The following is an 18,082-nucleotide window of genomic DNA, read 5'->3' as shown; positions in this document are numbered from 1 at the left end:
GCCCGACCTCGCTGGACGACCAAACAGAGCACAAAGTGATTTCGGATTGTCCTCTATGCAAGAGAAACTTGGCTTTAGAAGCCGGCTATATTGACGGCGCCTATTTGGTCGCTTGCGAACAGTGCGGACAATTCACGATCTCGCGCTTGGCATTTCCCTGCTTGACAGCAGAGAAGAAGCTCAAGCTGACATGTTGGACTCGAAGTCAGCATGATCTCGGAGTGCGGGCAGGGATCACTAAAAAAATCGCGTTGAACCCTCCCGAGGTCCTCGGAAATGGATCTGTTAAGGGCAAATTGATCAGGACGCTCAGATTCTTGGCTGAACGGGCACCAGTATTCGGCGCAAGTCATACCATGAACACGTCGATTGATTGGCCATTGATCAGTGATCGCGGCCTCCAGGAGGCTTATGCACTGCTGAATGCATTGGAAGATCAGAAGCGAGTCAAAGTTCTTCGGCCATCGTCTTACTGGACCATATCCATCACCTCTAAAGGCTGGGAGGATTTGGAAGATGCGCTGCTCCTTAGCGAGGAACGGGATTTGGCCTTTGCAGCTATGCACTTTTCACAAAGCTTCATCCCAGTGTTCGAATGCATGAGTCGGGCTGCAGAGCATGCAGGCTATCGGTGCGAACGCGTCGATACAGTCGCCCACGCAGACCACATCGACCAACGACTGATTGACTACCTCAAACGCTGCCGTTTTGTCATTGCCGACTTCACCCACAACAGCCACAACGTCTACTTCGAGACAGGCTACGCGCTCGCACTCGGTAAGCCGGTGATCTGGACAATCCGCGAAGGTGAAGAATCCCATTTCGACACTCGGCAATACTACTTTCGAAAGTGGCATCCTGATCGACTCGATGAGTTCGCACAAGAACTCGAAGAGAGCATCGGCGCCATCGTTGGCCGTTTGAAACCCAAAGGCAACTAGATCGATTGCTTGCCTTCAGGATCAGGCTGCCCAACCAGGAAACCCGCCTCGGCACTCACTGCGGCAACGCATCGAGCTTGGTGTTCTGTGCGAACAGCAACTTGGCAATGAACTTTTCGCTGCCTGCTTTGCGGGGAATTGAAACGCACCCCGAATCAAGTCCGGGGTGACAAGTAGTAGACGTGGAACGCTTTGCGAGACCAAACCGACCCTGCATGGTCTCCCACTCTTCGAACATTCGATCACTCCGCTTCTTCTTGACGCCGCCGAGTTGCACGAGACGACCATCGTGATCGTGAGCAGACCCCAGCCCCGCACTGCTCCCTCTCTCATCAAACACGCCATAACTCATTGGTTTTGCGAACCCAAAATTTCGGTTGGTAACGATTCTGACCGCAAGTAGCCCCCTCCCCAGCCCTCCCCCGCGATCGCGGGGGAGGGAGAATTGCTCCCTCTCCCACGCGAGTGGGAGAGGGTCGGGGAGAGGGCTACTTGCGACACCGTGGCGCCTTCCAGATCTTGAGTCGTTGCAAACCATCTGATGCGCGAACAAGCACACTGAAGGAGTGATCAGAACTCGATCGCAGGCAGGATTTTATTGAAGCGCGCCCGCAATCCGTCTCCCAAGAACTAACTCGGATAGGAGCGGACGACCTCGCGACAAATCAAGGACGCCGCTGCACTGTCAATGACCCGGTTGTTCCGCCTGACACCACACCTTGCATCAAACGTGCGCGCTCGCCGCCAAGTTCGTCAGCGACAAGTTCAGCAGCCTCACCACCGTGTCAGGATCACTCGTCTGCATGAGTATTTGAGTGTCCGCATCAGTCAGGTCGGTTCGCAAGGCTTGAGCAAGGCCCACAGTTTGCACAGCTTGCCGGCACTCACTCAAGTGCGCCATCAAATCGTCGAGTGACCAAAGTGGCCAGGTCTGGAACGCACCGCTCTGGTCGCTCGTAGAATTGAACAAGCTCCGGGCTAATCGGTGCTCCAAGTCGCGAAGCGGCGGGTGCTGCGCGCGTAACCAGTCGCTGGCGCTCGGGGCGTCTCTCAGATTTTCGGGTCCGCCCGGATGACACAGCAGGAAGTCGACGATCCATTTCGTCATGCCGCCAAAGCCGCCGAGCAGCCATAGGCTATGGCCGGCCTGCCACGACAGCATGCATTCTTCGAGCAAGCCAGGTGCGAAACCGGAGTAGCCGCGCAGTTTGCCGTGCATGGCAATGCGGGCAGACACCGCGGGCACCTCGGCACGCACTTGGTTGAAGGCCGCGTCGAGCTGTCGTCGGCGCATGGCGCTCATCGCAATGGCACGATACATCGCGTCATCGGTCTTGGCTGCTTTCGGCAAACCAGACGCCTCCAACGAGAGCGGCACCACCTCGCACAGGTTGACCCAATCGGCCTGGCGTCGACGCTCCACCTGGTGTGGCCAGGCGAGATGGTTGATCACGGGCGGCGATGCACCGGAGTCGCCATTGTTCGACGATTGCGACTGACTCGAAGCCGCAGACGAACGCTCGGGCCAGCGCTGCTCAGACGCCGAACTCTGCAGCAACATGTGCAACATATTTCGATAGGGGGCATGACGGTCGGTACTAGCGCCTTTGCTGCCGTCCCAATCCGTCCAGTTGCCGCCGTAGTACAAGGTGCAGCCGCGGCGCAACATCAAGCCGGTCACACGCCCAACCATCTCCTCGATGTGCTGGCGGCCCATCCCCTTGCACAAGATCTCGTCGCTCCCTTCCAAAGACATGGACCACGCCACACCACGCGGCCATGGGGCCTGCCACCCCACCATCGCGGTTGCCGGGTCGTAGTCGGCCATACCAATGAAGTTGACGTCACGCCAACGATGGGCACGCAGGATGTTCGACTCGATCGACGACATCGTATTGCCCGGATGCACCACAACCTGCGCATTCAGTTCGCCCAGATTCCGGTGACTCAGTGTGCTGAGATCTGGCAGCCAAGAAAGCTTCAGCACGCTGACACTGGTACCGAGGTCTGGCATCCCGGCCATTTGCCGACGGTGGACGTGTGTCAGGAACAGATTCCGAAGCGCCGTGATCACTGCGAGTTCCGCCGAGTCCCGCGGCCGGTCAGCGTCCCAGCCGATCAGTGGCGAGTTGCCGAATTCTGGGATACAACGACTGTGATGCATGGCGGCCATTGCCTCGACCACCAACGTCGGGCGCAGCCCGAACAGATTGCTACGTCGATGCAAGCGGACCGGTCGACGAAACGAGCTGAACTCGTAGCGACACCAAGGACGCGAGGCATAGCGTTCCGTCTGCACCGCAATCATGGCATCGGCATCGGCAAGACTTTCGTGCAAGTCCTCGGCGAAATCCTGCGCAAACGGCAGATCGTTCTCGTCGTAGAACGCCTCCAATTGGGTTTCGCTCCGGATGTAGTCGCGAATCGCCCGCGCTGGCACCGTGCCACCAGCCCCCGGGCGACTCGGGTCTTCCTTGGCATGGCTGATGAAGATGCGCGTTTTCTCATTCGATGCGCCCATCGCGCGGCACAACGCATCGGTGAGCTGCCGGATGAGCGAGCGCACCCGCTCGTTGGTGAGCCACGCTTGATAGATGAACTGGATCGGTTCAGCGTCTCTAGGTGCCGGCGCCGGCCGAATGAAGTTCAGATGCCGCAATGGCGGGAACCCCAAGGCGCTATTGTTCAGCGCCACCGGCAATAGCAGCAACTTTGGATCATCGGTCCAGGAACCGACTTGCTGCACAAGCGTATCGAGCCAGCGCCGCCAACGCGCGTCGATCACCATGTTCTCGTCGATCAGTACGATGACCATGGCACTTTGATTTGGTGCCAGCGGCACGAGCAGGTCGGCGTTCTCTGACCAATCGATCACGGATCGAAAGATGACCTTGGGACCGAGTCCGCTACCAGGGCGAAACCAGCTGTAGATCTGCTCGGCCAGCACGGCCCCTTCCAGGCAATCCGGATGCCAGAGAACGAACAAGACCGGTTCAAGTGATGGGTTACCCATTGGTGCACGCCCTCCAAGCGACTCAGGGCATGGGATCGCCATAGATCCGCCCTGGTTTCGGCACGCTCGCAATGTCGCGCCAGCGTGTCGACTTGTCAACGCTCTGGTGCCTCACAAGAAAGAACGGGCGGTGCGTTTGGCGCACCGCCCTAAAGACTGGCGACTTCCTGAGCAAGTCAGCCAGTGGACACGCGGGAGAAAGCGTGGGTGTTGCGGGGTTACTACGGGGACTACAGCGACACTTGCACCATCGGTTGCAACAACATTCGGCTTCCAGATTCGTGACGCGCACTCGATCAGAAGCGCAAGACGCCCGAAACACCGAACAGAAACGGATCCACGTTCGCGGTACCAACGCCATCACCGTTGACTGACACATCGGTATCCATGTCGAGGAAGCGGGCTTCGGCACGCAACGCGAAGCGCTCGGTCAGATCGAATTGCAAACCGGCCAGCGCAGCGAGTCCGGTCGAGTTATCCAAGCTCGTGTTGGTGCCGGCAATCGGGCCAAACTCTTTCTCGTCGCCAAATGTCGTCTGGTTGAAGCCCAGGCCGACGTATGGCCGGAACGTGTCGCCATTGAAGGTGTACTTGCCGGCAACGGTCAGCGGACGGTGTGTGATTTCGAGCGACTTCGCCCCATTCAGCGACACTTCGTGATCGAAGCCGAGGCCGTACTGAACTTCCACACTCCAGTTGTCGGTGAAGTGGTATTCGCCAGCGAGGGTAAGGTTCGTTTCGCTGTTGATCGACACATCGAGCGCACCAGCAGCAAGGCTGCCGTTATCGGACTTCGGATTCAAATTGAACGCACTGAGCGCGACGCTGAATCCCTCGGCCGAGGCGGCCATGGGCAGTGTGAGCAGCGCAACAGCGAGGACTGGGGCAATCTTCTTCATTGGGAACGTCTCTTGTTGATGGGTAGTCGGTGCCCGCTTTCAGGCCCGCGCATTCAACAAGGCATCCGTTCAACTCAGCGCGAAGCGCTTGCGTAAGGATTCATCACCTCTGCCAAGGCGCCCTCACATCTGCCAAGGCCATTTCACAGCCGTCGAAATTTCATCAAGCAAAGGCTTACATCGCAGTGCTCGAAATTCACTCGCCCTACAAGCAACAAGGCGCCGGACCGAAGTCCGACGCCTTGTTGAGCTCATCTTGTGCCGGCAACGATCAGAACGAGATCGACCAGGAGTTCAGCTTGCCAGTGTCACCGGCTCCAGCATCCTGCACGCGCAGATTCCAGGTGCCGTTGAGGAGTTCACTCGACAGATTCAGTGTCATCGACTTGATGATGTTGTCGGTACCGCTGCCGGTGCGGTTGTGGATGTTGTAGAGCGTGCCGTCCGGTGCCACCAGATCGACTTTCAGATCGCCTTGATACGTGTGGGTGATGTTCACCGACACCGTTGCGGCGCTTGGCGCATTGCCGGAACGACCTGACACCGTGATCGGCGAGTTGATCGTCGTGTTGTCGTTGATGTTTTGCACCGTGCTGTTGGAGTAAGTCTGGAAGTTCGAGATGCTGTAGCTGCCGGTGAGTGTCACGCCGGAGAAGGCCGAATACGCGCGCAGCATCACGTAGTATGTACCGGGCGTCGCGGTCGCGATATTGCAGGTTTCGGCGTTACCCGTTTGGTACGGTCGGCAATCGTAGGTAGTGGTCGTCGGGGCCGCATTCAGGCGCACATACATGTCGGCGTCGCCGGTGCCACCACTCATGACGAACTTCAGATTCGTTGCATGCGCGGGGACGTTCATCACGTAAGTGATCGAGTTGCCGGCCGTGGCGACCGCCAGGTTGTTGACGGGTACGCCGTTGGTCAGCATCAACGCAGTGCCGCTTGACACGGTCACTGCCGAGGTCTTCGTATTGGTGGCGCCGGCATTGTCGGTAACGGTCAGACTGACATTGTAGGTGCCAGCGGCTGCATAGGTTTTGCTTGGGCTGGTAGCCGTTGAGGTGGTGCCATCGCCAAAGTTCCACGAACGCGAACTGATCGTGCCATCGCTATCGGTCGAGCTGTCCGTAAAGGTCGCGGTCAGTCCGGAACTGCTGAACGTGAAGTTTGCGGTCGGCGCCTGATTCGTCGGCGTGCCGCCGCCGATATCGCCACCGGGCACCACGTTGTTGAAGTACGTGGCAACCTGCGGCCAGATTTTGGAAATGTGCGCGCCCGAGTTGTTGCAGCCACCAAGGTGATGCAGCGCGATCACCTTGTTGCTGGAGCGGGCGATTACCGGTGACCCGGAACTGCCGCCTTCGGTGTCGCACTTGTAACCGGCGTCGGTATTGGTACCCGTGCCGTTCTGCACGGCGGTGTCGACGATGCAGCGGCCGCCACTGCGATGATCGCTGACGACGCCAAGCTCCTTGAGGCGGCCGCCCGGATGTTGCGGAATGAAGATCTCCTCACCCTGGACGGGCAATCGGTTATCAAGCCCCAGGTAGCCGAAGCTCGCCAGGTTCGCGAAGTTGTTCACCGTGTAGAGCGTGTAGTCGAGCGTTGCATCGGTCTTCAACATGGTCGCGCCAGTGACCTTGGTGGTCGTGGCGCTGCTGGTGCCGCCGCATGCGGCCGCTTGGTAGTTGAACCAAACCTCCGCGGCAGCAACTTCGGACTGCGTCGCAAAGCAGTGGTTGTTCGTGAACAGATGATTGTTCGGCCCCACGCGCCAGGTGGTGCAGAGTCCACCACCGCTGAGCACGAGTCGCGCCACGGGGCGGGATCGATCAAATGCCGTTGCATCACTACTCTGATAGCAGGCCACACCGCGCTTGTCGTCCACGCCACAAATGGCCTTAGGGGCGTTGCCCAGACTCAGCAGGTCGTCTTGCATCAGGCCGGCAATCAACGCTTCGGGATAGCCTTCGAGATACCGCGACACGCGCACGCCATGCGCGCTGGTCCAAGCTTCTTTGGCTTTGCCAACAATGCGGAGATTGGCGGCCGGTCCGTGGACGGACATTGCCGAGAAACTGAAGCGACCATCCTGACCGAGACTCGGATCGACCGTATGCCCGTCGCGCGATTTGTTGCTGTAGCGATACACCTCGGAGCCGTCGTCGCTGGCGACTTCCAGACTCAGGCCGCTCGGCAGATTGAAGTAGTCGAAGTGGACCTTGATGAAGCTGGCGTCCAGCGTTCGGATCTCGGCGCCCAGCGCGGCACCCTGGCGTTTGGCCAAGGCCTGATCCAATGTCACGTCGACCGTGCGCAGATCAGCGACCTTCGGTAATGCTTCATGGAGTGCCCGATTCGGCCCCATTGGGTCCTTCGCCGCTAGCGCGGCTCCATTCAGGCCGAGCGCCATTAGCGCCAAGCCGGCCTTGCTCAGAAACTTCGACATAGTCCGCTCCCAATTTGCGATGGTGATTTGTGTTTTGGAGTTGCTACAGTCAAAAGGAGCCCGCCGCGCCTGGGTCAGCGTCATTCGCTGCGGCACGGGAAACAGGGCCCTGATGGTGCTCGTCCGGCCAAGCGATTCGAACGTGTGGTTCGTCGCAGGGTGCTGGCTGGTCGAGCGGGGCGAACCGTAGCACCGTTTGTAAACAAGTGTGTTGTGCGACGCAAAACTGGAGGAACGACATGGTTTCGAGCACTGCCAAAACCCCCGCCGCCTATCTGGCCGAACTGCCGCCCGAACGGCGCGCCATCATCGCCGCACTGCGCGAACGCATTCTGAAGCGGCTGCCGTCCGGCTACGAGGAAGTGATGCTGTGGGGCATGCTGGTGTACGTCATTCCGCTGGCTCGGTACCCGAATACCTACAACGGGCAGCCGCTGGCCTACGTTGCGCTCGCCGCGCAAAAGAACGCGTACTCGCTTTACCTGAACATGGCCTATGGGAACAACACGGTCGAGAACGAATTTCGTGCCGCGTACGTGAAGGCCGGCAAGAAGCTCGACATGGGGAAGTGCTGCGTCCGCTTCAAAAAGCTCGACGACTTGCTGCTCGACGCGGTCGACAACGCGATTGCGAGCACGCCGTTGTCCGCCTACTTGGATGGATACGAGCGCGTGATGGCTGCAACCAAGACCGGGCAGCGCCAAGCGGCCCGCAAGCAATCACCCAAAGCGGAAACGGCCAAGACTCCGGCGCGCAAAGCATCGGCAAAATCCGTTGCAGCTAGCAAGCCTGCTGCGAAGAAGCCTGCGGTGAAGAAGACTGCGTCCAAGAAGCCCGCTGCGACGACGCGCGCCGCAGCGAAACCGGCGGCAGCGACCACCGTGGCAGCCCGCAAACGACCGCGCTGAACACCGGCTCAGTTCAGCGCGACGACGCGCTGGACTCGGGCTTCGAGAATCAGGGTCAATTGGTCATTGACCGACCGCGGGTCGCCGTCGCTGATCGCGAGTGCAATATGGCCTGCAGAGTACCCCTTCTGACCGGCATCGAAGTGCTGCCACTGCCCGTCAATCCAGGCCTGCACCCACAAATGGGGTAACAACGCCGCTTCATGATGCCGGCGCGATGGGTGGTAGACCAGCCCATGGACGATTCGTGTCGGAATGCCATTGGCCCGTGCCAGCGCAGCGAGCAGCAGGGCGTGCTCACTGCAATTGCCTTGCGCGGACAGCAGGGCCTGACTCGCGCTCGCATAACCGAGCGTGTCGGTCTGATCCCAAAGGTGGCGTCGGACAAACCGAACGAGGCGCTGCATGGTATGCCGATCGGTGTCGGCACGCAGCGCAGCGGCCTGGGCGATGATTGCCGGGTGATTGGAATCGACAAAAGTATTTGGAGCGGTGGCGCTCGGCCCCGGCGCTGGCGCCATTTCGGCGTGGAGCTGACATGTTGCGCAGACGACCACCGCAAGCCGTTCGCCGTTCCGACGGGCGGTCTGCGTCGTGAGTTCGGGGAGCACAAGCGCCGTCGGCACATCCTGGAACTCAAAACCCAGTTTGCCGGCGCGCTGGCTCTCGGTGAGGACCGTTGGCAATTCGAGGCCCGACGCCGCATCGAGGTCCAATGTTTGCCGGCGACGCTCGGTTATTGCCTCGGTACAACGGGCCAGGGTCAGGTGAAAGCCAAGTAGCGACACAGCCTCGGGCATCAAGCCGTCGGCGTCGGTTTGGAATCGTCGGAGTTGCTCGGCGTCCGACCACCCATCATTGCCGAATCGCAGCGGCAAGACCTCGAAGTTCAACGCGTCAAACTGGCTGGCCACGTCACCTGCCATTGGATGGGATTGGGGCAGCCGTTCCAGCGGGCGCTCGCCAACGGTCTGCACCACGTCGGCGCCCTGCTGCATCCGGATCTGCCAACTCGAATTCAGCCATTGGGCATCGCTTCGTTCCATCACATCGCCAGCCTGATAGAAACGCGAAGCCGAGAGAATACCGTCCGGGCCGCGGCGCACTTCGGTCTTGATCTGCAAATCGCCTTCCATCCGCGCGCCGCGGACATACAGGCGCCAATGTTCGCGCGCGGTTCGGACGTTCTGGGACACCGTTTCTGCCGTGTGCAGACTGCCTATGATCCTGCCCTCGTGCTGTACGCAAAAGGTTTCGGCTTTGAGCGGAGGCACAGCTAGCGCCAGCCCGAGCCAGAGCCCAATTTGTCCTAAGTTGCGGGCAGTCGTCAGCATTCAACACCTCATCGCCAATGCGGCAGATAACGGTTGGTCGTGGGCGTTGGGGTTCGGCGACTTCGTTTGCGCGACAGGGATCAGTGCCGGGTCGAAGCCGGCGCGTCGATCTCGGTTTCAGGCGCTGCTGGCGCCATCGACGCGTTATTCCCGCTGACAGCGGTCTCGGTGCCTGGACGCGGTTCAATTTCCTGCGGGGCTAGCAAATCAGGGCTGAGCGGCTGTTCCGGGGGCACGGCGAGGATGGCGAGCAATTGTTCCCGGCGGTGGTCAAAGACTTTGGTCAGCAGGCTCGCGTCGCGAATGGGTGTGAGCTTTCTGGCATGCAAAGACCGGGTCAGAGATTCGGCACTGATGAGCCGTTGCAATCGGGCGGCATGCGGGTTCTCGGGCACGGTACGCGACACCAGGTAAATCGGCATCGCCAGCAGATACTCGCCCCGGCGGACGGCCACCCGGCTGGGCACGACTCCCTCCAGGTTCAGCATTTTGATCTGCTTGTTCGCAAACGCGTTGGACAGACTGGACACCGCAATGGCGTTCGCATCGAGCGCCACGGCAGCTTCGAGTGAACCCGTGTTGAGATACCAACGGCCGGCCGCGATCGGGACATGGCCATAGCCATACAGCGCGCGCCGGAGTTCGTATTCCACGCCATCGAGCGGCCCTGCGACCGAATACAGGTTGATCGGCGCATCGGTGCCGCCCAATTCCTTCCAATTCTTGATCTTGCCGGCATAGACATCGCGCAGTTGGCGAAGCCCGATGTTCCGGACCGGATTCTTCAGGTGCGTAATCAGCACCAGACCATCCCAGACCAGCGGCGTGAACGTGAGTTCCAACTCAGTGGCTCGCAGCGTGTGCACGCCGCGGGCGACCAGAGCGGCGTCGGACTCGCCTTTCAGCACCCGGTCCAACGCCGCGATGGTGGCGTAGTCACCCAGTGCCAACTTGCCGCCGCCATCACTGGCATACGCGGTCACCGCGAGATCGCCCAGCGCCCGGCGAGCGGCCGCATCGGTTGCGACTTGTTGCGCCTTTGCGCCGAACCCGGAAACGGCCAGGAGTAGCGCACAGCAAAACGCCATGATCCTTTGGAACTGGATCATGGCGTTCGAGCGTTGCATCAGGGCGCGACGCACGTGGGCGCCGAGACCTTGCTCAACGGAACTTGAAGAAGCTGCCACCGCCACCGCCACTGCCGGAGTAGCGATCACGGTCGCGGCGACGGCGCATACGGTCCTGCAGCTCCTGACGGCGATCTTCCAGCCACTCGGCCCGACCCAGCGTGACGGGATCAAGACCGCGCTCAGCGGCTTCGTTCGTGCGGAAGCTGACGAAATCGAGGTAGGACTCCAGCTCATGCTTGAGCTCGCGAACGCAGAGTTCGATCATGATGGCGTCGTCCAGATAGCCGACCACGGGCACGTGATCGGGGATCACGTCCTTCGGATCGGCAAAATACGTCAGGGCGGTCAGCACCCGCGCCTTTTCGTCTTCCGGCAGGCCCCAGCCTTCGTCATGCACCATGGAAATCAGGCTTTCCAGCTTCGCCAGGCGCTCGGAGATGAATTCCGGGGCATGCGAGCTATGCGCGTCGCCGAGCAGCCGCGTGGCGGCTTCGGTGATTTCGCGCGAAGACTTGGAACCGGCAGCTTCCTGGGCCCGCTTCAGGACTTCCTGAAAATGGTCCAGGTCGTTGTCAGAAAGTTCGATATTGATCGACAGACCCATGTATCACCTCGTCAAAACAGACCGCCAATCTATTGAAGCAGCGCCGATAAGGCAAGTCTGAAAAGTGGGCGTTCCCGGGCGGGGCGAAGCGCCTCCCTGGCGGGCGGCTTGCGCGCCATCGGCCCGAAAACCATGACCAAAGACCTAGTTCCACTTTTGGCACTAAACCAAACCGACCAGCCTGTCATCAAATTGCCGAACCCCGATCGTGGGGCTTATGGAGACGAATCATGCTACGGAAAGGATGGATGGCGCTGGCAATCAGTTTGTCGTTGGCGGCGGGGACGGCTTCGGCCGGTCACTGCGAGCTGGATTTTGACAGTGATTATGCCCTGCGCCTTGATCATGGCGACCTCGAATTCACCAGTCATGACAACCAGGGCCCGCAAAAGGTCCGGATTGAGGGCAGCCGCGTGTTTGTGGACGGCAAGGAACTCAGCCTGAGCGCCGAACAGCGCGCCCGCGTGGCTGATTTTTCCCAGAATGTGGGCGCATTGGCCCGTGACGCCGCCGAGATCGGCCTGGAAGGCGTTGATATCGCCTACGTGGCGGTCACCGAAGTTGCAAAGATGTTCCAGGATGACGCCAAGGAACGGCGCGAATTGAACGAACGCCTGGACCGCTCGCGCGCAGAAGTCAGAAAGAGCATTGCCACCTTCGCGGAAAACGGCAGTTTCAACGAGCAGGAGTTTGAACGCTTGATTGAGGACAATGTCGAAACCGTGGTGGGCGACCTGGTCGGCGTCGTGGTCGGCGAAATCGTCGGCGAGGCGATCAGCATCGCGCTGTCGGGCGATGAAGCCAAGGCCAAGGAACTCGAAGCCCGTGCCGACGCACTGGAAAAAACCATCGAAGAGAAAGTCGAATCCCGCGCCAAGGCCCTGGAGAAAAAGGCTGATGCCCTGTGCGAACGCGCAAAGTCACTCGGCGACCTCGACAACGCGATGGCGTTGCGTACGGACCAAGGCACGGCGATTGATCTGCTCCGCTGATTGATCCTGCCGAGGAAACGGGCTTAGCCAACAGCGCGTCTTCGGACGCGCTGTTTCGTTGTGCTCGGCGCATGACCGATCGATGTGACAAGGATTGATAAAGCCTGAGTCGAAGGCCCGGGCTTTGCCCGCGGTGCTGCCGCTATGCTCGGGAGCCTTGGCTGCAGAACCCGGCATGGCCGCCTCCTCGTCCCGACACATCCAACACCCGGTTGCGCTAGCGGCGTTGTTGTCGCTGCTTGCGATGTTTGGGCCGTTCACGATCGACGCGTTCTTTCCCGCATTCAACGCGGTCGCACTCGACCTGAACGCCAATCCGGTCGAGATGCAGCAAACCATCAGTCTTTATCTGGTGGGCTACGCCCTCATGGCGCTGGTCCATGGCCCGATGTCCGATCGCTTTGGACGGCGGCGGATCATCTTGTTCGGAGTGGTTGCCTATGCCATCGCGTCGCTGGGCTGCGCGCTGGCGACAACCATCGAATCACTGTGGTTATTCCGATTCCTGCAGGGCTGCACCACCGGCGCCGGATTGATCGTCGGGCGCGCGATCATCCGCGACTTGTATCACGGCGCCGAGGCGCAACGGATTCTCGCCATGACCTCCATGTTCTTCGGGGTCGCGCCCGCCGTGGCACCAGCGATCGGTGCGGCGGTATTTGATCTGGCCGGCTGGCATGCGGTGTTCTTCATGCTCGTGCTATATGGGCTCGGGCTCTGGCTGCTCTGTTCGCTGGTCCTACCTGAGTCCCATCCGCCTGAGCGGCGCATTCAGCTCAGCCCGCGCTCGCTCGTCCAAACCTACTGGCGGATCAGTACCGACCGCGATTTCGTGTGGCTCGTCATGGCGTCCGGGCTCAATTTTGCGGCGATGTTTGTCTATATTTCGTCGGCACCCGTGTTCATTGAGCAGCACATGCATCTTGGCACGCACGGTTACCCTTGGTTCTTTATTCCGTTGATCACCGGCATGACGCTCGGCGCCGCCAGCTCGGCGCGTATGGCAGGCCGTATCTCGCCGCGGGCATCGGTGATTTACGGATATCGCATCATGGCCGTGGCAATGCTCTGCAACCTGGCCTACGCCTGGCTGCAACCAGTACCCACCGCCCCCTGGGCGGTCCTGCCGATTGCGCTGTATGGCCTGGGCTCGTCCATGGCACAACCAGCGTTGAATCTGTCCATGCTCGATCGACATGGCTCGCATCGCGGTTCTGCGGCGTCGGTCCAGGGCTTTCTTTGGAGTGTGCTGCTCGCTGTCGTGTCTGGTGCCATCGCCGCCTGGGCCAGCGTCAGTACAGGCCGCCTGGCGTGGTGTTCGATTGGCTTTTTCGGCCTCGCGTTTGCCTGTTACTACCTGGCGCGCCACGCCGTCCCGGATTCCAAGCAGATACAAGTCCAACCGGATCCCGAAGACGAGACGGCCGCTGCGGCGAAGTGACGGCAAGAATTTCTGGTAGTCACTGCGACCCAATTTCGGCTCGCTGCATCCTCTTTTCTGCATGCCAATGAGGGCAGCATCTACCAAAGGGAGACCGCCATGAATGTAATTCCAATGACGCTGCTGCGTCGCCGTCTGCTGGCTACGGCCGGTTTGTTTGTCGTGCTTGGCATGGGCGCAGCGGCCGCCGCCGACACCGTCACCAACAAGACCAAGCTGAAGTTCAAGGATGGCGACACCGTCGAGACCATCAGCTTCGAAGGTCAGTTGTCGCCGGGCCAGTCGATCTCGTTGTACAGCGAAGCCGGAACCCCAGTGACCGTGACCCGAACCGACGCCGGCCTGAAGGTCGCCCTTCCGAACAAGACCCACGAAGTGCCGTACGCTGACCCATCCGAACTGGGGGCAGACGGCGAACGTCGCAACGTGGTGATCATCAAGCACGACGGTGTCCATGAAGGTGATGTGGACATTGATGCCGAGGTTCTTGTGGACGACCCGGCGATTCAGGCCGAGATCGATGCGGCGATGGCGGAAGCCGGTGCGAATGGTGAGCACAAGAAGATCATCATCAAGCACATCGAGAAGAAGGAAGTCAGCACCGAGGACGCCACGGCCAACTAACGGGCGGTTGCACGACGCTGCTACCGAGGGGTTCCGATCGATCCGATGGCCCTTGATCTGAACAATGTGGCCGGGTTCATTGGGCCCATGACGATTGCCCCCCGTGAGCCGGACCCAGCGTCCGGCTCGCGCTGCTTTTGGGCCTGTGAAAACCGTGACCCTGGCGACTGAAACAGGACGGATTGTCGTGATTCGAATGCGGAGGGTGTTAACGCTGACGCGAATTGCCCGGTCGGTGGTCGGGAGCAGCCGCGAGCAGAGCCCCGGAGTCGGGCCAGCGCAGACGTGCCGGCAGGTGGCCAAAGATGCCACCCCGCGCGCTCGAACGCCGGCTGAATCGACGCCAGAGAGTGGTCACGCGCAGCCTGCTATCCTTCGCGGATGTCGAGCTTTATCAAACAAGCGCTAGGCGTCCTGCTGTCGGCGCGCTACTTCCTGCCTGCAGTCGCGTTCGGCGCGATCGGCATTTATCTCGATCATCCTTCGGTACTGGCGTTGCTGCTGGGCGTCCAGCCCTTGTTCGCGGCAGCGGCAACACGTGCGCTCGGATACGAACTCGAAGAGAGCCTGCTGACGCTGGTGCTCCGCCGCGGCAGCGTGCTGCTCGGGTGGCTGTTGGTGTTCGCGATTCTGGTCGCATTTGCGGTGGGTTGGCCGCTGATGCAACTACTCGCCAAAGGCGGGCTGACCTATGCCATGGTGCTGTCGGTCGGATTCCTGCTGTGCCTCTTCGCGTTGGTGCCGTTTTGGCCGGTGTTCGGTCTGGCGCTTCTTTGGGACGACGCGTATCCGGATCAAGGCGGCGTGTCCTGGATGGGTACGGCGTGGGTGCGCATCACGGCGTTCGCCCGCCATCTGACGAACGGCCCGCACCCGCTCAGCGGCGCCTGGCTGACGGTGGCGTTTGCCCAGTCTGTGCTCGCAGCCGGCGCATTGTTGCTCGCTGGCATTGGCGATGTGCTGCCCAGCGAATTCCGCACACTCGGGCTTTGGGTCTACCTGCTCGCATTGAGTCCGCTCGCGCATCTGGTCACGCTTTGGTGTGTGGAGCGGTTACTGATCGGCGAAGAGGATGAGATTGATGAAACCGCGCTGCCTCCGCCGGCCCCGGAAGAGCGTCTGGCGCCAACTCTCGATCTCAGCACCCTCGACGATTTGATTCCAGACAGCGGCAGCCGAAACGCCGCCTTGCTGAACGCCGCGGCGCACGGCGAGGTCGACCTGGCGCTTCGGTTGCTCCGCGAAGGCGCCGATCCGAATGCCGAGCCCGGCCCCATGGACAAGGACCAGCGTACTGCTTTGATGTGCGCGGCTCTCAGCCCCGACCTCCGCTTGTTGCGCGAACTCATCGCCCGCGGGGCCAACGTCAATCGTCAGCAGCATGGCTTGAGTGCGCTGCTGTTGGCGTGCCGCGACTCGGTTGCCGGACGGGCCGAGTCGGTCATCACCTTGCTTGCAAACGGTGCCAACGTGCGCCAGCACGACACCGAAGGCCATTCTGCACTGCATTACGCCGCCCACACGGTCGACCCGACCGTCGCCGCCGCGCTCGTTGATTCCGGGGCGGACCTGGAGTGGGTCAACCGCGATGGCTACACGCCGTTGGCCGTGGCCGCGCGCGCGGGCAATGAGGCCATCGTCAAATTGCTGCTCGAACGCGGCGCCCGGGCCGACCCTGAGCGTGGGGTGCCGGCGCTGATTGCAGCCGCCAGTGCCCAGGAAGACGTCGCGCCCATCGTCAAGCGGTTGTTGAAAGCACGCGCGCGAATCGATGCCCGCGACCGTCTGGGCCGCACGGCGCTCCATGCAGCGGCGTTGCACGGGCACGGCGAGATCTGCGAACTGCTGTTGGCGCATGGCATCGAGATTGATGCTCGCGATAGCCATGGTGTGACGGCGCTGATGGAAGCCGCGCGCTCGGGCTCCAACCGCGTCTTGACCCGCATGGTGTTCCGTAAACCGAATGCGAGTTTCGTCGACGCCGTGGGCCGCACGGCGTTGCACCTCGCCTGCCAGTCCCGGCAATCGACGCTCGAGACGGCGCAGAGCCTTTTGGCCATGGGCGTCAATACCGAATTGAAAACCAAAGACGGTAAGCGCGCGGTCGATTATGCCGCCCAGCTTGGGCGCTACGACTTTGTCGCGCTGATCGACCCGGAATACCCGTTGCCAAACGCGATCCGCGAATCGCAAAGCCTGCCGACTGCGCTACCCAATCAAGAGGCGCATGCCGAAGAGCGATTGCGCCTGCTGCATGAGGCCTTGCGGCTGGGCCGCCTCGTCGTGGCGCGCGAACTGTTGGGCATTCAACCGCCGCTCCCTGCTGAAACGCTTTGGCAAATGACCAGCACGCCACTGGCCATTGATAGCGCGAGTGCGCTGGAATGCCTGCTGACGGCTGGCCTGCCGCTGGATTGGCAGGGGCAGTCCTTGCTGGAGCGGGCGCTATCACAGGATCCCCCTGCGCTTTGTGTGGCCGATCATTTGCTGGATCGCGGCGCGTCGGCTGGTGGCCCCATGCTGGGCTGCCTGCTGGCACATGCCTGTCCTGACGCGCAATCCATGGAGCGGGTGGAAACTGTGGCGCTACGTTTGCTTGCGGCTGGCAGTGACCCCTGTTCGAGTCGCGATGGGCGCAGTCCATTGCACTGGGCTTGCGCACTCGATTTGGGTGAGCTCGCGCTGCAGTTGCTCGCACGCGGGCACGACCCCAACAGTCGGGATCGACAAGGTGACACACCACTTGGTCTGCTCGGTCCTCGGCATGGGCTGACCTTGGCGCAAGCGCTTTTGGTGCTGGGCGCGAACCCCGAGCAGATTTCCCGTGATGGGCAGACGCCGCTGGGCCGTGCGCTGGTAGCCAAGCAAACGGATCTGGCCTATCTGCTGAACTGGCCGGACTGGCCACTGCCGGGCCGACCCTTGCGCGATGGTGATTTGGTCGATGCGGCCAAAGTCGGCGATCTGGAAAGCGTCAGCAAGCTGCTCGATCTCGGGCTGCATATCGATGCGCGCGACCATCAGGGCTGCAGCGCATTGCTGCGCGCGGCGGGCGGTGGTCACCAGGCGCTACTCGAACTACTGCTGGCCCGCGGCGCCGATGTGGGTCTGCCGGCGCATAACTTTGCGACACCGCTCAGCGCCGCCATAGTGGCCCGGCGAGATCGGGCGATCGAACGCCTGATCGAGCACGGCGTCAACATCAACCAACCCGCGCAAGATGGGCTGACTCCGGTCATGCTGGCCGCGGCGATGGGCGCTACCGATCTGGTCGACCGCCTGTTGGCTGCAGGGGCAGATGCGAGCTTGCAAGATCGCTTTGGCAACACGGCCCTTCACGCCGTCGCGATGCTGGCCTGGGACGCATATGAAGCCGAGCCGGCGCGCAGTTTGTTCGCCCGCCTGCTGGATCGCGGCTGCCCGATCAACGAACGCAATCACGACGGCCAGAACGCACTGCTGGTGGTGCTGGGTGCGCGTGCGCAGGCCGGTCAGCCGGTGCCCAATCGGCAGATGCTGGGTCTAGTCGACGCCCTGCTCGCGCGCGGCGCTGATCTCGACTGCCAGGATCGCCGCGGCATTTCCGTGCTCCATGCGGCTGCAATGCATGGCAGTATCGAGTTGGTGGATCGCTTATTGGTGGCGGGTGCTGATGTCCGTCGTCGCGACACCTTGGGACGCAGCGCGTACGATGTGGCGGTGTTGCTCGGCCTGATCGATGTCGCGCAGAAACTGAAGCGGGACTGA

The 18,082-nt window shown here is 61.2% G+C and carries 13 protein-coding genes; 6 read left to right on the top strand and 7 right to left on the bottom strand.

All coding sequences use genetic code 11. From position 1 onward, the window contains the following. Positions 1–68 precede the first annotated feature (68 nt). Positions 69–941 carry a hypothetical protein gene (locus tag C7S18_RS22995; protein ID WP_146152081.1) on the top strand — a complete coding sequence of 291 codons (873 nt, stop codon included), beginning with the start codon at positions 69–71 and terminating at the stop codon, positions 939–941. 55 nt (positions 942–996) lie between these two features. Here C7S18_RS22995 and C7S18_RS22990 read toward each other — a convergent pair whose 3' ends face one another. The 4 genes from C7S18_RS22990 to C7S18_RS22975 form a co-directional block, all read right to left on the bottom strand. Further along, positions 997–1,281: a hypothetical protein gene (locus C7S18_RS22990; RefSeq protein WP_146152080.1), complete on the bottom strand. Its 285-nt coding sequence runs from the start codon at positions 1,279–1,281 to the stop codon at positions 997–999. Between the two features lie 384 nt (positions 1,282–1,665). Beyond that, positions 1,666–3,954: a TIR domain-containing protein gene (locus C7S18_RS22985; protein ID WP_170113450.1), complete on the bottom strand. Its 2,289-nt coding sequence runs from the start codon at positions 3,952–3,954 to the stop codon at positions 1,666–1,668. A gap of 296 nt (positions 3,955–4,250) precedes the next feature. Beyond that, positions 4,251–4,853: an OmpW/AlkL family protein gene (locus tag C7S18_RS22980; RefSeq protein ID WP_106893777.1), complete on the bottom strand. Its 603-nt coding sequence runs from the start codon at positions 4,851–4,853 to the stop codon at positions 4,251–4,253. Between the two features lie 271 nt (positions 4,854–5,124). Further along, positions 5,125–7,302: a proprotein convertase P-domain-containing protein gene (locus C7S18_RS22975; protein ID WP_170113449.1), complete on the bottom strand. Its 2,178-nt coding sequence runs from the start codon at positions 7,300–7,302 to the stop codon at positions 5,125–5,127. A gap of 239 nt (positions 7,303–7,541) precedes the next feature. On the opposite strand from C7S18_RS22975, the gene C7S18_RS25165 reads away from it, so the two are divergent. Continuing rightward, the gene (locus tag C7S18_RS25165; protein WP_106893775.1) at positions 7,542–8,210 is read left to right on the top strand and encodes a DUF1801 domain-containing protein; all 669 of its coding nucleotides are present in this window, start codon (positions 7,542–7,544) and stop codon (positions 8,208–8,210) included. An 8-nt stretch (positions 8,211–8,218) separates the two neighbouring features. Here C7S18_RS25165 and C7S18_RS22965 read toward each other — a convergent pair whose 3' ends face one another. The 3 genes from C7S18_RS22965 to C7S18_RS24760 form a co-directional block, all read right to left on the bottom strand. Next, positions 8,219–9,406 (bottom strand): transglutaminase-like domain-containing protein, encoded by a 1,188-nt coding sequence (locus C7S18_RS22965; protein ID WP_206207944.1) that lies wholly within the window; start codon positions 9,404–9,406, stop codon positions 8,219–8,221. A 218-nt stretch (positions 9,407–9,624) separates the two neighbouring features. Next, positions 9,625–10,731 (bottom strand): substrate-binding domain-containing protein, encoded by a 1,107-nt coding sequence (locus tag C7S18_RS22960; RefSeq protein ID WP_170113448.1) that lies wholly within the window; start codon positions 10,729–10,731, stop codon positions 9,625–9,627. Continuing rightward, a complete protein-coding gene (locus tag C7S18_RS24760; RefSeq protein WP_206207943.1) occupies positions 10,706–11,278 on the bottom strand; it encodes a YkvA family protein in 573 nt (190 codons plus the stop codon). The genes C7S18_RS22960 and C7S18_RS24760 overlap by 26 nt, the downstream gene beginning before the upstream one ends. A gap of 230 nt (positions 11,279–11,508) precedes the next feature. Here C7S18_RS24760 and C7S18_RS22950 point away from each other — a divergent pair, with 230 nt between their 5' ends. The 4 genes from C7S18_RS22950 (at position 11,509) to C7S18_RS22935 (ending at position 18,082) form a co-directional block, all read left to right on the top strand. Continuing rightward, entirely contained in the window at positions 11,509–12,270 is a 762-nt protein-coding gene (locus tag C7S18_RS22950) for a DUF2884 family protein (protein WP_106893772.1), read from the top strand. A 175-nt stretch (positions 12,271–12,445) separates the two neighbouring features. Continuing rightward, positions 12,446–13,711 carry a multidrug effflux MFS transporter gene (locus C7S18_RS22945; protein WP_106893771.1) on the top strand — a complete coding sequence of 422 codons (1,266 nt, stop codon included), beginning with the start codon at positions 12,446–12,448 and terminating at the stop codon, positions 13,709–13,711. A gap of 99 nt (positions 13,712–13,810) precedes the next feature. Continuing rightward, a complete protein-coding gene (locus C7S18_RS22940; RefSeq protein WP_146152079.1) occupies positions 13,811–14,335 on the top strand; it encodes a hypothetical protein in 525 nt (174 codons plus the stop codon). Positions 14,336–14,716: 381 nt separating this feature from the next. Beyond that, positions 14,717–18,082 carry an ankyrin repeat domain-containing protein gene (locus tag C7S18_RS22935; protein ID WP_106893769.1) on the top strand — a complete coding sequence of 1,122 codons (3,366 nt, stop codon included), beginning with the start codon at positions 14,717–14,719 and terminating at the stop codon, positions 18,080–18,082.

This window comes from Ahniella affigens, from assembly GCF_003015185.1.
In the GTDB taxonomy this organism is placed as follows: domain Bacteria; phylum Pseudomonadota; class Gammaproteobacteria; order Xanthomonadales; family Ahniellaceae; genus Ahniella; species Ahniella affigens.
The sequence above is the reverse complement of the archived record's forward strand: the minus strand, read 5'-3'. Positions and strand labels throughout refer to the sequence as shown.